16 protein-coding genes are annotated in these 13,735 nt (G+C 55.3%); 2 read left to right on the forward strand and 14 right to left on the reverse strand.

The features are described from left to right. Window positions 1–12: 12 nt before the first annotated feature. The 10 genes from ybeY to ACHZCJ_RS02545 all read right to left on the reverse strand — a co-directional run bounded on the left by ybeY (window position 13) and on the right by ACHZCJ_RS02545 (window position 7,101). Window positions 13–519, reverse strand: a complete 507-nt coding sequence (gene ybeY / locus ACHZCJ_RS02500; protein ID WP_321324965.1) for an rRNA maturation RNase YbeY — start codon at window positions 517–519, stop codon at window positions 13–15. Beyond that, window positions 506–1,537, reverse strand: coding sequence for a PhoH family protein (locus ACHZCJ_RS02505; RefSeq protein ID WP_321323620.1), 1,032 nt, complete (start codon window positions 1,535–1,537; stop codon window positions 506–508). Before ACHZCJ_RS02505 ends, ybeY begins: the two co-directional genes overlap by 14 nt. Beyond that, window positions 1,537–2,874, reverse strand: a complete 1,338-nt coding sequence (gene miaB / locus ACHZCJ_RS02510; protein ID WP_321323623.1) for a tRNA (N6-isopentenyl adenosine(37)-C2)-methylthiotransferase MiaB — start codon at window positions 2,872–2,874, stop codon at window positions 1,537–1,539. The genes ACHZCJ_RS02505 and miaB overlap by 1 nt, the downstream gene beginning before the upstream one ends. Window positions 2,875–2,883: 9 nt before the next feature. After that, a complete protein-coding gene (locus ACHZCJ_RS02515) occupies window positions 2,884–3,630 on the reverse strand; it encodes a 1-acyl-sn-glycerol-3-phosphate acyltransferase (protein ID WP_236553849.1) in 747 nt (248 codons plus the stop codon). Between the two features lie 79 nt (window positions 3,631–3,709). Continuing rightward, on the reverse strand, window positions 3,710–4,132 hold the full coding sequence (locus ACHZCJ_RS02520) for a Fur family transcriptional regulator (RefSeq protein ID WP_067199835.1): 423 nt from the start codon (window positions 4,130–4,132) through the stop codon (window positions 3,710–3,712). 113 nt (window positions 4,133–4,245) lie between these two features. Continuing rightward, entirely contained in the window at window positions 4,246–4,662 is a 417-nt protein-coding gene (locus ACHZCJ_RS02525; RefSeq protein ID WP_159643046.1) for a MucR family transcriptional regulator, read from the reverse strand. Between the two features lie 107 nt (window positions 4,663–4,769). Continuing rightward, window positions 4,770–5,273 carry a ribosomal protein S18-alanine N-acetyltransferase gene (rimI, locus tag ACHZCJ_RS02530; RefSeq protein ID WP_321323631.1) on the reverse strand — a complete coding sequence of 168 codons (504 nt, stop codon included), beginning with the start codon at window positions 5,271–5,273 and terminating at the stop codon, window positions 4,770–4,772. A 3-nt stretch (window positions 5,274–5,276) separates the two neighbouring features. Then, a complete protein-coding gene (tsaB, locus tag ACHZCJ_RS02535) occupies window positions 5,277–5,903 on the reverse strand; it encodes a tRNA (adenosine(37)-N6)-threonylcarbamoyltransferase complex dimerization subunit type 1 TsaB (RefSeq protein WP_321323633.1) in 627 nt (208 codons plus the stop codon). A gap of 7 nt (window positions 5,904–5,910) precedes the next feature. Beyond that, window positions 5,911–6,504, reverse strand: a complete 594-nt coding sequence (locus ACHZCJ_RS02540) for a malonic semialdehyde reductase (RefSeq protein WP_321323635.1) — start codon at window positions 6,502–6,504, stop codon at window positions 5,911–5,913. A 24-nt stretch (window positions 6,505–6,528) separates the two neighbouring features. Continuing rightward, window positions 6,529–7,101 (reverse strand): NifU family protein, encoded by a 573-nt coding sequence (locus ACHZCJ_RS02545; protein WP_159643038.1) that lies wholly within the window; start codon window positions 7,099–7,101, stop codon window positions 6,529–6,531. Window positions 7,102–7,224: 123 nt separating this feature from the next. Here ACHZCJ_RS02545 and ACHZCJ_RS02550 point away from each other — a divergent pair, with 123 nt between their 5' ends. Further along, window positions 7,225–10,143, forward strand: a complete 2,919-nt coding sequence (locus ACHZCJ_RS02550) for an insulinase family protein (protein WP_321323638.1) — start codon at window positions 7,225–7,227, stop codon at window positions 10,141–10,143. Window positions 10,144–10,152: 9 nt separating this feature from the next. On the opposite strand, the gene ACHZCJ_RS02555 is transcribed toward ACHZCJ_RS02550, so the two are convergent. The 4 genes from ACHZCJ_RS02555 to ACHZCJ_RS02570 form a co-directional block, all read right to left on the reverse strand. Further along, window positions 10,153–10,785: a peroxiredoxin family protein gene (locus tag ACHZCJ_RS02555; protein WP_321323640.1), complete on the reverse strand. Its 633-nt coding sequence runs from the start codon at window positions 10,783–10,785 to the stop codon at window positions 10,153–10,155. Between the two features lie 113 nt (window positions 10,786–10,898). After that, on the reverse strand, window positions 10,899–12,200 hold the full coding sequence (hslU, locus tag ACHZCJ_RS02560; protein ID WP_321323642.1) for an ATP-dependent protease ATPase subunit HslU: 1,302 nt from the start codon (window positions 12,198–12,200) through the stop codon (window positions 10,899–10,901). Window positions 12,201–12,240: 40 nt separating this feature from the next. After that, window positions 12,241–12,807, reverse strand: a complete 567-nt coding sequence (gene hslV / locus ACHZCJ_RS02565; RefSeq protein ID WP_159643030.1) for an ATP-dependent protease subunit HslV — start codon at window positions 12,805–12,807, stop codon at window positions 12,241–12,243. A gap of 163 nt (window positions 12,808–12,970) precedes the next feature. After that, the gene (locus tag ACHZCJ_RS02570) at window positions 12,971–13,210 is read right to left on the reverse strand and encodes a hypothetical protein (RefSeq protein ID WP_159643028.1); all 240 of its coding nucleotides are present in this window, start codon (window positions 13,208–13,210) and stop codon (window positions 12,971–12,973) included. A 277-nt stretch (window positions 13,211–13,487) separates the two neighbouring features. Here ACHZCJ_RS02570 and ACHZCJ_RS02575 point away from each other — a divergent pair, with 277 nt between their 5' ends. After that, complete coding sequence (locus ACHZCJ_RS02575; RefSeq protein ID WP_236553847.1) at window positions 13,488–13,733, forward strand: hypothetical protein; 246 nt, start codon at window positions 13,488–13,490, stop codon at window positions 13,731–13,733. Window positions 13,734–13,735 lie beyond the last annotated feature (2 nt).

A 13,735-nucleotide genomic window follows, 5' to 3' on the forward strand; every position in this document is an offset into this window, starting at 1 on the left:
TGATTACCTGTTTTACGCTTGTTCTGAATAAGGGTTGGCAATGCCCAGTGTCGCCAATGCTTTGATTTCGCAGTTTTCCATCAATGCAGCATCTGTCTCGTTCTCGTGATCATAGCCTAGCAAATGCAGCGTCCCGTGCACAATCAAATGTGTTATATGGGTGGTGAGGGCAACATTTTTGCCCGCAGCCTCGTCACTGCAGGTTTCGTAGGCCAGAATGATATCTCCGAGCAGGGCTTCGCCATCGTCGGTATTGGCTAGGGCGCCGAGCAGATCCGGCTGAATCTGGGGAAAAGACAGAACGTTGGTCGGCTTGTCCTTGCCGCGATAATCGTTGTTAAGACGATGGACTTCGGCATCGTCCGAGAGCTTGACACTGAGCTCCATATCAAAATTCCGGGCCAGCAGATCCGCATGGGACGAAGCGGTGATTGCCGCCTTGGCCGCACGCGCAGCGAGATTCGACCAATCCCGTTCACTGTCCCAAACGGGAGATGCTGTCAGTTCAGTCCGGAGCATCTTTGCCTTCATAGGCTTCGACAATTTTGCCGACCAGTGGATGACGGACAACATCGCTGGCGCCGAATCTGACTACGCTGACGCTCTCGATATCCTGCAATTTGGATACGGCATCAGCCAGTCCGGACGTGGCCTCCCGCGGCAAGTCAACCTGGTTGGGATCGCCGCAGATCACCATGCGGCTGTTCATCCCGAAACGGGTCAGAAACATCTTCATCTGCGCAGCAGTCGTGTTCTGGGCCTCGTCGAGGATGACAAAAGCGTCGGACAGTGTCCGTCCGCGCATGAAAGCAATGGGTGCAATTTCGATTTCACCGCTTTCGATACGGCGCTCGACCTGTTCGGCTGGAAGCGTATCGTAGAGGGCATCGTATAGCGGTCGCAGAAACGGATCGACCTTTTCCTTGAGGTCACCCGGCAGAAAGCCGATTTTTTCACCCGCTTCGACAGCCGGACGCGACAGGATCAAACGATCGACAGAGCCGCTAACCAACTGGGACACTGCTTGTGCCACGGCCAGATAGGTCTTTCCGGTGCCTGCAGGACCGAGGGCGAAAATCATGTCGTCGCGGGCCAGAGCTTCCATATAATGAGCCTGCCGCACCGACCGCGGAAAGATGGTTTTCTTGCGCGTCCGGATCATGACCTTTGGCGCATCGGCAACATCAATTTTCTTTGCCGTCACACCGGGAGCCGGCTGTTTTGCGGTTTTTGCCACTCGCGGATCTGCAGCCATGGCGATGATCGCCTCGACCGCGCCCGCGTCGATCTCCTGTCCTTGCTCCAGACGGTTGTAAATGCCGGAAATGACATCGCGCGCCTGTGAAACCGCTTCTTCCTCGCCTTCGATTTTCAGCTTCGTACCACGCGCGGCAATATAGACACCGAGCCGGTTTTCGATGGCGACAATATTCCGGTCATATTCCCCGAACAGGTCGCCCAATATCTGCGGGTCGTCAAATTCCAGATCCAAGGTCGTGAGCTTTGCGGATGCACCGGCTTTGCTTTTATTGGCCATCAGGCAGCGAGTCTTTCTTTGATCCGACCGGTGAGACTGTTCGGTCCGGCCTGGGTGATTTCGACGTCGGCCAGATCGCCAATGGCGAGATCGGGCGAAATGATATGCACCGATTGCAGCCATGGCGTTTTGCCGATCAGCTGACCGTCAAGCTTGCCCTGCCGTTCCAGCAGGATATCGGTTGTCCGGCCAACGGTTTTCTGGTTGAAATCAAATTGCTGCTGGTTCAGCAAAGCCTGCAGTCTTTGGAGCCGTTCATCCATCACCTCCGGCGCAATCTGTTCCTCCATTCCGGCCGCGGGTGTGCCCGGACGCGGAGAATATTTGAACGAGAAAGCCTGAGAATATCTGGCCTCGCGGACGATTTGCAAAGTCTCTTCAAAATCCTGATCGGTCTCGCCCGGGAAGCCGACGATAAAGTCGCCGGAAAGCGCTATATCGGGCCGGACTTTCCGCATCTGTTCGAGAATGTCGAGATAACTTTTTGCGCTGTGTGAGCGATTCATCGCCTTGAGAATCCGGTCGCTACCAGACTGGACCGGCAGATGGAGGAACGGCATGAGCGTCTCGACATCACCATGTGCGGAGACGAGACCCCCGGTCATGTCATTGGGGTGGCTGGTCATGTAACGAATACGCTTCAACCCCTTGATCTTGTCGAGCGCACGGATCAGACCATCGAGGCCCTGTGTCTGGCCCTTATCATCTTCGCCGCTCCAGGCATTCACATTCTGCCCGAGCAGCGTGATTTCAAGCGCGCCACCATCAACCAGTGCCTTTGCCTCGTTGACAAGGTCTGCCCACGGCCGGGAGATTTCAGCGCCGCGGGTGTAAGGCACTACGCAATAGGTACAGAATTTGTCACAGCCTTCCTGCACCGTCAGAAATGCGGTTGGTCGCGCCTGTTTGCCGCGCGAGGGCAGGATATCGAATTTCGAAATCGCCGGCATGTCGGTATCGAGCGCCTTCTTGCCGGATTTCGCCACGTCCATCAGTTCTGGGAGCCGGTGATAGGCCTGTGGCCCCACGACAATATCGACGCTGGGCGCGCGACGGGATATTTCCCTTCCCTCGGCCTGGGCAACGCAGCCGGCAACAGCGATCATCGGGCTGCTGCCGTCCTTCCGGCGCAGACGTCCGATATCGGAATAGACCTTGTCGACCGCTTTTTCCCGGATGTGACAGGTATTGAGCACCACAAGGTCAGCATCCTCGCTGCTATCCGCCGCGCTCATGCCCTGATCGGACAGCAGTTCGGACATGCGCTCGCCATCATAGACGTTCATCTGGCAGCCGAAGGATTTGATATGATATTTTTTGGGATCAGCCTGTGTCATAGAGCGCGCCTATACAATGGGTTTGCCCCCCAGGGAAGCCGAAAGCGGCTCGACAATCCGTCGTCTGGCTTCGGCCGCAATATCTTTGCGGCTGGAATAATGGTCAGGATCGAACGGCTCGAGAAAATGGACTTCGACCAGAAAACTGCCGCGCCGGGTGAGCAACCGCCAGGCATTGGACTGTGCACTTTCTTCGCCGGTCCAGCTGACCTCATAGGCGTCGCCGCCATAGTTGAGAAATATCGGCTGCACCAAAATGCCAGGTGGCGGGGGTTCCAGCACCTTGAGCAGCGGTGCCTTGAACGGCAGAAGCGTGGAGCCATCGGTCGTCGTGCCCTCGGGGAATATCGTTATCGCCCAAGTTTCCTCCAGCGCGTCGCGGAGTTGGTTAATCTGCTGTGCGATTCCCATACGGTCCGCTCGCGAAACAAACACCGTATCGTTGAGCCGGCAAAGCCAGCCTATGACCGGCCATCGGCTGATCTCTTCCTTGGATACAAAGGCGGTGCCGCTATGACCGCCGAGTATAGCGATATCGACCCAGGACAGGTGATTGGAAATGAAAAAGACATCGCGTTTGATTGGCGTGCCGATAATGTTCACCCGCGCTCCGCAAGCAAAGGCGGCAATCTTGAGAAACGTACGCGGCCAGGGGTTGGACAGGCCGAAGAGACGCCACAGATAGTAAAGGGGAACGCAGACAAGCAATGCCAAGACCAATATCGTCATACGCAATGCGAATCTCAGATATCCCATCGGTGATGCTCCGCTCCACAACCTATATGCCATCGGCTGGGTGTCGCAGGGGCGGGCCTCCGGGTCGGGATCAAGCACCTCAGCTTTTTCTGGCGAGAGATACGCCATATAGCTCCATGCGATGATCAACCAGCCGGTATCCCAGCTTTTCTGCGATCTGTTTCTGCAATGCTTCCAGTTCCGGATCGACAAACTCGATGACTTTACCGGTTTCCACATCGATCAGATGATCGTGATGCGCTTCCGGCACCGCTTCATAGCGCGCCCGACCGTCGCCGAAATCATGGCGATCAAGTATACCGGCTTCTTCAAACAGCCGGACTGTCCGGTAAACGGTCGCAATCGAAATTCTGGGATCTACTGCTGACGCACGCTCGTGCAAGGTCTCGACATCGGGATGATCCTCGGCGTCGGATATGACACGCGCTATCACCCGACGCTGGTCGGTGATGCGGAGCCCTTTTTCAGCACAGAGTGCTTCAAGATCAATTTTTTGCGGCATGGAACCTTTCCGTTACGCTGGCCAAGACTCTATGCGGGGCAGGGGATATTGCAAAGGGAAAATTGCGACAAGCTTGCCGCAATTTCGATATTTGCTGCAACGAGAAGTCCAGCCTATTTCTTTTTGCCCTTTTTCTTGCCCAGACCGATTGCCTTGGCAAGTTGGCGGCGTTTTTCCGCATAATTGGGCGCGACCATCGGATAGTCGTTGGGCAGCCCCCATTTCGCGCGATAATCCTCGGGTGTCATCCCGTAATGGGTCATCAGGTGGCGCTTGAGCATTTTCAGCTTCTTGCCATCTTCCAGGCAAACGACATAGTCCGGCTTGATCGATGCCTTGATTGGAACGGCGGGTTCCGGGCGGGCCTGTTCCGCTGCCTTGCCCGAAAGCGAGGCCAGTGCTCCGTGAACGCTGCTGATGATCAGCGGCAGATCAGACACTGCGACGCTGTTATTGCTGACATGCGCAGCAACAATGTCCGAAGTGAGCGTAATCAACGTCTCATTCAGAGCGATTTCTTCCTCTGTCATATTAAATTACCTTTGTGCGACCATTATTTTTATAATGCATTTTTAGCGCGCCGGTAATTACACGAACTGTCAGTAGCTGCAATAGGCAAACTGTCAGTTACATTAGTTTAAACGCTGAGCGTTGTCTTGTAAGTAACCGCGTCGAATTTTTGCATATCCGGGCCGGTGTAATAGGCCTTTCGCACACCAATTTTTTGAAATCCAAATTTCGAATATAGTATTTTCGCCGGATTATCTTCTCTCATTTCCAGAAAAACCGCATTAACTCCGTTATTTACTGAAAGTCTCAGCATATGTTCGAGCAAATGATAGCCGACGCCTTTGCTTCGGCATTCCGGAGCCACCGCAATCATCAGAAGTTCTTCTTCGTCTGCAGCCTGCCGGCTGATCAGAAAACCACAGATGATGTTTTTGCATTCTGCAATCAATAGTTTGGCATTCGGCAGGGACAGCATCGAACGGCATTGATGGGTATTCCATCCTTCGCCGTAGGTTTTCGGAAAAGCATGTTCCATGACGTGCATGACATCGCCAAGATCATCGAGATTACCAAGCCGTATTCCGATCGGGAAGAGGCCATGATCTTCGCTAGGGCTTTCGCGCGTGGCCATTGATCAGCCTGTCTTCGTAGGCTTGGCGTCGGGCTTGCGCCCGTAATCCGGTTTGGGGAACATATTCTTCATATCCTCTGCCACTAAAAAGATATGCGCCGCATTTGGCAATATTGAAATGTCTCTTTTGCTACCGGCAAGCGTGGCAAGCTCTTTCGCGGCCGATCCCGCTATGACATCTGCCCGCACCTCTTGCACAGCCTGTTCCGGTGTGAGGGAAGCAAAATCACCGGCCGGTTTGCCGTTAGCGCAATAATTCTGGACAAAATATTGGCCATGGCCGGCCAGCATGGCCACACAAATCGGTTCAGGCTGTTCGAGCTGATCCAGTGCTTGCGCCGCCACCAGTGCGAGACAATTATAGCCGTGAATATCCGAACCCCAAGCGAGCGCAAGCGCCTTGGCGGCGGAAATACCGATCCGAACGCCGGTAAAACTGCCCGGTCCGCAATTGACCAATATCTTGTCGGCCTTGCCGCGATCGGGAAGTTTGGCGATCGCCGGAATCAGCTTTTCCGCATGGCCACGACCGATTTCGGCATAACTAGCAGCCATCAACGCACCATTTTCAAACAGTGCGACGGAACATGCAGGGCTGGCCGTGTCGATCGCGAGAAGGCGCTCGCCCATCAATTCGTCAGATCAGGCTGTTGAATTTATCGAAATCCGGGCGCGGGCTCCGGTCGAAAATTGTCGCGGGATCGCCATAGCCAAGCGTCGATATGAAGTTGGACTTGACGTGCGGCTGGTCGCCGAAAAATTCCTTGTCGACGGCATCATTGTCAAAGCCGGACATTGGACCGGTGTCGAGGCCGAGCGCGCGCGCCGCCAGAATGAAATAGGCGCCCTGGAGCGAGCTGTTGCGCATTGCATGGACCTTGCGGGCCTCGGCATCGCCTTCGAACCAGCTTTTTGCATCGGCATGCGGAAAAAGTTCCGGAAGATGTTCGTGGAAATTCTCGTCCATTCCGATGATCACGGCGGCCGGAGCCTTGCGGATTTTATCCTGATTGCCTGCCGCAGACAGGTTGGCCAACCGGTCGCGTGATTGCTGGCTGTGGCACCAGATCAGCCGGGCTGGCAGCATATTCGCGCTGGTCGGGCCCATTTTCATAAGATTCCAGATAGCGTGTAGCTGTTCGAACGTTACCGGCTTGTCATGATAGCCGTTATAGGTACGGGCTTCGAGAAACAGCTGGTCCAGCGCAGCCTGATCGAGTGGAGAATTCATGGCTCTGCTTTCTTTGGATGACGTTTAGGCGGCCCGGACTTCCGTAACTTCCGGGACGTAATGTTTGAGCAGGGATTCAATGCCGTGTTTGAGCGTCGCTGTCGACGACGGGCAACCGGCGCAGGCCCCCTGCATTTTCAGGAACACGGTGCCCTGGTTGAAGCCGCGGTAGATGATATCGCCACCATCATTGGCAACCGCCGGGCGGACCCGTGTTTCGATCAGTTCCTTGATCTGTGCGACGATGTCGGCATCTTCCGGATCATCATGTACCTCCTCTTCGGGAGGGACAATAATGTCGCCGGCACTGCCCGGTTTGAAGAGCGGCAGTCCGGCAGAAAAATGGTCGAGCAATATGCTTAGCACCTGCGGTTTCTGATCGCTCCAGTCGGCACCTGGTCCACAGGTAACCGAAATGAAATCCGATCCGAAGAAAACACCGGTGACATCGCCGAGCGTGAACAGCGCTTCGGCCAGCGGAGATACTTCGGCATCTTCGGGCGAGGCAAAGTCTCGGGTTCCTTCGGACATGACCGGCCGGCCCAGCAGAAATTTGAGGGTCGAGGGATTTGGTGTTTTTTCGGTTTCTATCAACATGACTGCTATCTGGCGATTATATGCGGAGCGATCAAGGGCTAAACAAAATCTCTCTGTGGAAGATGGGGGAAACGAGAGGACTATTCACTGGCCAGTCAGATTGAGCCTGCTTATACCTGACGCATGAGAACATTATCACTGCGCCTCCATCCAGGCCTTTCCATTCTGTTTCTGTTGCTTGCTCTGCTGGCAATGCCCGGCATGGCGCATGCCGAAGAGAGCCGGACGGATGCTGAAGTCCCGTGGTTATACGAGAACAGCGATGTTCCGGTTGACACAAGCTGGACCTTTGGCGTGCTGGAGAACGGCATGCGTTATGCCGTCAAGCACAATGGCGTCCCGCCGGGCCAGGTATCGATCCGCCTTCGGCTCGATGTCGGCTCGTTAATGGAAACTGAAGCGGAACAGGGATTTGCCCATTTCATGGAGCATCTGACATTTCGCGGCTCGACCCATGTCCCCGACGGCGAAGCAAAGCGGGTCTGGCAGCGTCTGGGAGCAACCTTCGGAAGCGACAGCAATGCCGAAACCACGCCGACGCAAACCGTCTACAAGCTCGACCTTCCCAATGCGAACCGCAACAGTCTCGATGAAAGCCTGAAAATCCTGTCGGGCATGATGCGCTCGCCCGGACTCACTGCCACCGCGGTCAATGCCGAACGTCCCGTCGTTCTGGCCGAATTGCGCGAGCGCGCCGGTCCGCAGGCGGATGTGCAAAACGCGACCCGCGAACTGTTTTTTGCCGGGCAGCGTCTGGCAAAACGCGCGCCCATCGGCACGCCGGAAACATTGAGCGCGGCCACGCCACAGATGCTGCAACTGTTCCATCAGCGCTGGTATCGACCGGAGATGGCCGTCATCGTCATTGCCGGCGACGGTGATCCGGCCCTGTTCGAGCAATTGCTGAACAAGCATTTTTCGCAATGGCAAGGCAAGGGCGAGGCGGGCAAGATTCCCGACTTTGGCGATGTTCGGGCTGATGCCGGTATCAGCCGGGTGGTTATCGAACCCACTTTGCCGCGGTTCATCTCGATGGTCATCGCGCGCCCCTGGGAACAGGTTGAGGACACTATTGAATATAACCAGCAGATTCTGGTCGATCTTCTGGCCTTGCAGCTGATCAACCGCCGGCTCGAAGCGCGGGCGCGGGCAGGCGGCAGTTATTTGCAAGCCAGCGTCGGTCAGGAAGATGTCAGCCGATCGATAGATGGTACTTTCGTCAGCATTGTTCCGCTGGGAGAAGACTGGGAAGCTGCGCTGGAGGATGTCCGTTCGGTTATCGCCGATGCAACCACCACAGCGCCCTCCGAACAGGATATTGCCCGGGAGGTCGCGGAATTTGACGCGGCTCTGGCGATCGGCGTCGAAAGCTATCAGACAGAGGCGGCGCGCAAGCAGGCCGATGATATCATCAATGCTGTCGATATACGCGAAACGGTGGCCACACCCCAGGTGGCTCTCGATGTCTTTCACGCGATGCGGGATATGTACACGCCGGACCGACTGCTCGATTCGACGCAAAAACTATTTTCCGGCGTCGCCACGCGCGCCCTGCTGACTTCGCCTCACATCATCGACAATGGCAAGACCCGTCTGGAGCAGGCGTTGCGACGGCCCGTCGATGCCGCCAGCGACGTCCGTATGGCCCAGTCCGATATCGGTTTTGAAGCGCTCAGGAAAATCGGTGAAATGGGATCGGTGCTGTCGGCCGAGAAATATGATCGTTTTGATATCGAAAAGCTGGTTCTGGCCAATGGCGTCAGGGTGTTGATGTTTCCGAACAACGCCGAGCGCAACAAAGTCATGGTCAATGTCAGATTTGGCAAGGGGTATAGCGGCCTTTCATCTCAAGAGGAGACTCTGGCCTGGTCCGGCGCCATGGCGCTGATGCCCAGTGGTGTCGCCGATCTCGGGCAGGAGGAACTGGACAAGATCACAACCGGTAGACGCATCGGGCTTTCGTTCAACATCGACAATGACGCGTTTGAAATTTCTGCCGATACGCGTCCATCGGATCTAGAGGACCAGTTGCATTTGATGGCGGCTAAACTGGCCTTTCCGCGTTGGGATGCCGCCCCTGTGGTTCGAAGCAAAGCCGCTGCGCTGATTAGCTACGACAGCTTCTCGGCCTCTCCGCAGGCGGTACTTGGCCGTGATCTGGAATGGCTGGTTCGCGGCAAGGATCCGCGCTGGAAGACGCCGAACAAGGAAGATTTCAAGGATCTTACCGCCGAGAATTTCAAGAAATTCTGGAAACCGATACTGGCCAGCGGACCGGTGGAAGTGATGCTGTTTGGTGATTTTGACCGGGACCAGGCCGTCGAATCCGTACTGAAAACGTTCGGCGCGTTGCCAAAACGGGACGCGCAACCGGTCGCCGCGGACGCGCGATCCCCGCAATTTCCAGCGCCAGAAGCCGGTCCAGAAATACTGGTCCACAAGGGTGATCGGGAAAGAGCCGCTGCCATGGTGGCTTGGCCGACGGGCGGCGGGCTGGACAATGTTCGTGAGAGTCGCAAACTGGAGGTCCTGTCGTCGATATTCAATGACCGGCTTTTTGAAATCCTCAGGTCGCAACAGGGGGCAAGCTATAGTCCGCAGGTCATCAACAGCTGGCCTGTGGAATTTGAATCCGGTGGATATATCGGCGCTCAAAGCCAGTTGACCCCGGACAATATTGACCGCTTCTACAATGTCATCGACATGATAGCCAAGGATTTAAGGGAAAAACCGGTTAGCACGGATGAGCTTCAGCGCGTGGTCGAGCCTCTTCGTCAGTTGATCGCGCGGGCCAGCAGCGGCAACAGTTTCTGGATGAGCCAGCTGGAAGGTGCGAGCTACAACCCCCGGAAATTCGCCGCCCTGCAGACCCTGCTGCGTGACTATACGGTAATCACACCGGAAGAAGTGCAGGCGCTGGCAATCAAATATCTTGATGATGCAAAAAAATGGAAGCTCGCGGTGCTCCCCGAAGCGGAAAATCTGGCGGCCAATGACAATGGAGTGCCCGGACAGTCAGTGGATGCCGCCGCCAGCAACTAGCCGCTGGACTCAGATTGAGTCGACCAGCGCGAGTATCTGGTCATTGCTTGGCCGCTTTGTGTAATCGCCGGACACTGTTTTCGCGATGATCTTCCCGGTCTTGTCGATCAGATAGACCGATGCATAAGGAACACCGACGGCACGCCCGTCGGTATATTGCGGGTCGCGCAACCCGAATGCGTCGATCACCGCCGAGGACTGGTCGGACAGCATCTCATATTGCAGCATCTGGTTCTTCGAAAAACGGTCCTGTTGCGCCGGACTGTCATAGCTGAGGCCATAGAGCGTATAGCCACGGTCCTTGAGGTCGCCGACGATGCCGTTGATCGCTTTCAATTGCGTCTGGCAATAGGGACACCATTCGACCGAGCGCGTAAAAACCACGAGGGCAGGACCATTCTCGAGAATTTCGGCAAAGCTTGTTTCATTGCCGTTGGCCAAAAAGCCGGTCTCCAGGGGAACCTGTTCTCCCACCGCGAGACCGGCATCGATGCTTTCCGCCTCGGTTATCGGAGCAACCGAAATTTCCGGCTTGCTTTCCGTCTGATCGGATGCGCCGGTGCCCGTTTCAGAAGCGGGTTCGGAGCAGCCGGTCAGCGCCAGCACGGCAAGGGAAGACAAGGTCAACGCGGTTCGGGTCATTTTATGCTCCATTCAACTATCTTTGCCAATATTCGTGGACCGAAGCCGGAATGTTACAAAGCGGGGCCTGTTTTTACGATCGACAAAACGCCGCCGAACGCTCGCTTTTACCATCACAATACATATTTGGACAGATCGGTGTCTTTTGCCACATCAGAAAGCTGCTTTTCGACATAGGCCCTGTCGATGATGATTTCCTCACCGGTCCGGTCCTCCGCATCAAAGCTGATTTCTTCAAGCAGTTTTTCCATCACCGTCTGCAGCCGGCGGGCGCCGATATTCTCGACCGTTTCGTTCACATTTGCCGCGATTTCGGCCAGCTTGTCAATCGCATCGTCGGTAATTTTGATGGTAACATCTTCCGTTCCCAGCAATGCAACATATTGCTCAGGCAGATTGGCGCGTGTTTCGGTCAATATCCGGACGAAATCGGACTCGGTCAGCGCCCGCAATTCGACACGGATCGGCAACCGTCCCTGCAATTCGGGAAGCATGTCGCTCGGTTTCGATATCGAAAAGGCACCGGAAGCGATGAACAGGATATGGTCTGTTTTCATCGGGCCATATTTGGTTGCAACCGTCGTTCCCTCAATCAGCGGCAGCAGGTCTCTCTGAACCCCTTCCCGGCTAACCGATCCGCCACGCATGTCGCTGACGGCGATTTTGTCGATCTCATCAAGGAAAACAATACCGTTGGATTCGGCGTCGGTAATTGCGGCCCGCGAGATATCCTCGTCGTCCAGCCGCTTGTCGGATTCTTCCTCAATCAGTTTGTCCCAGGCGTCGGCAACCCGCATCTTGCGGCGCTTCAGGCGCGACTGGTTGAACGCTTTGCCCATCATATCCGACAGGTTGATCATCCCGACCTGACCGCCCATACCGGGAATATCCATCGGCATATTGGGCGTGTCTTCCACTTCGATCTCGATTTCGGTATCGTTCATATGATTGTCGACGACCCGTTGACGAAAGCTCTCGCGCGTGGCTTCGCTGGCATTTTCACCACATAACACATCGAGCAGCCGGTTCATCGCGGCTTCCGCTGCCGCTTCATGGACCGCCATTCTCCGGCGGTCGCGCTCCAGCCGGACTGCCTCCTCGGCAAGATCGCGGGCAATTTGCTCGACGTCGCGACCGACATAGCCCACCTCGGTGAATTTGGTGGCCTCGACCTTGATAAAGGGCGCATCCGCCAGCTTCGCCAGCCGGCGCGAAATCTCCGTCTTGCCGCAACCCGTGGGGCCGATCATCAAAATATTCTTGGGCGTGACTTCGTCGCGCAACTCGGCAGGAAGGCGCTGGCGGCGCCACCGGTTGCGCAGGGCAACGGCAACGGCGCGTTTAGCCTCCTTCTGACCAATGATATGGTCGTCCAGTGCCTTGACGATTGTTTTGGGGGTCAGGTTCGCCTGCATGCTAAATTCTCTTCATTGGTGATAATGGGGTCGACCAGGATCAGCTGTCGCTGTCGAGCGTCTCTATGGTGACCTGGTCGTTGGTGTAGACACAGATTTCCGCGGCGATTTCCATCGCCTTTTTCGCCAGCTTTTCGGCGTTCTTTTCGTAATCCATCAAGGCGCGGGCTGCCGAGAGCGCGAAATTACCGCCGGATCCGATCGCCGCGATGCCTTCGTTCGGCTCCAGAACATCGCCGTTGCCGGTCAGGATCAGCGTGACATCCTTGTCCGCCACGATCATCAGGGCTTCCAGATTGCGCAAATATTTGTCGGTTCGCCAGTCTTTGGCAAGTTCGACAGCGGCCCGCATCAACTGCCCGTTATGCCGCTCAAGCTTGGCTTCCAATCTTTCGAACAAGGTGAAAGCGTCAGCGGTTGCCCCGGCAAAACCGCCGATCACCGAGCCATCGTGCAGCTGCCTTACCTTGCGGGCATTGCGCTTCATTACTGTCTGCCCCATCGAGACCTGGCCATCTCCGACGACCACGACCTTGCCATTTTTCCGCACCGATAGGATTGTTGTGCCATGCCATTGCTGCAGGCCATGTTGCTGATTTTCTGTCATGAAAGCAGATATGGGTAATCGCTTCCGAATGTGCAACCAATGGCTTTACGGCTTTGTTTCATTGCAGGAAAGATTGACCGAAACCGGTCAATCAACCCGCAATCGTGGCAAAAAAAATGGCGACCGAAGGGCCGCCATTTTCAAAATCTGTATCTGAACAAGTTCAGGGGGAGGTTGGCGTATCGTCGCTGCCATCGGCTGCGATGATGATGCCAGCAATCACTGCTGCTGCTGCCAGAATTGCGATGATGATGCCGGAGCCACCTTCGAGATCATTTTCGCCTTCGACAGTTGCGCTGGTGCGTACAGCCGAAGAAACAGGCTGGGAGGCCTGTGCCAAAACGGGTGCGCTTACAAGCGATGCAGCTGCTGCTGCAGCCATTCCTATTTTACCGAAACGCATAATTTGCTCCTTCAGGGTTTCGCATTTCACTTAATACGCTTCGAGCATTGACATAAGAGCATGCTGAAATCAACCATCTTATTGTTCAAAACCACAATATCGCCAATCAGTTGCAAAGATCACACAGGTTGAACTTTTGTCTAAAAATAGGCCTTTGAACCGGCGCAGGATGGACAACAGTTAATTTTACCCGCCTGTTATCGCTCTATCCCTTGATTTTCATAGCCTGTACCAATTCAAGACGTTAACCAAAAGGGGCAATTTCGGGCTGGAATATATGGCTAACAAATTGTTAACCAAGGCCATGGACAGAGAGAATTCGAGACATCTGGTTGTAGCAGCCGAACGGCCGGGACACAGTTTTCGCCGCAGTCTGCCGGTAAAAATCGTGGATATCGCCGCTGAAGAGCATGACAGCGACAGAGTATCAATCGCGAAAAGCAAGGGATTCGGAGAAGATGTCAGCCTGTTTCTGCTTAGCTTCCTCGCTTTCTTTACTGCTTTTTACATGTTCATCGTCTGAGC

Origin of the sequence: uncultured Parasphingorhabdus sp. (assembly GCF_963677535.2) — a bacterium.
Classification (GTDB): Bacteria; Pseudomonadota; Alphaproteobacteria; order Sphingomonadales; family Sphingomonadaceae; genus Parasphingorhabdus.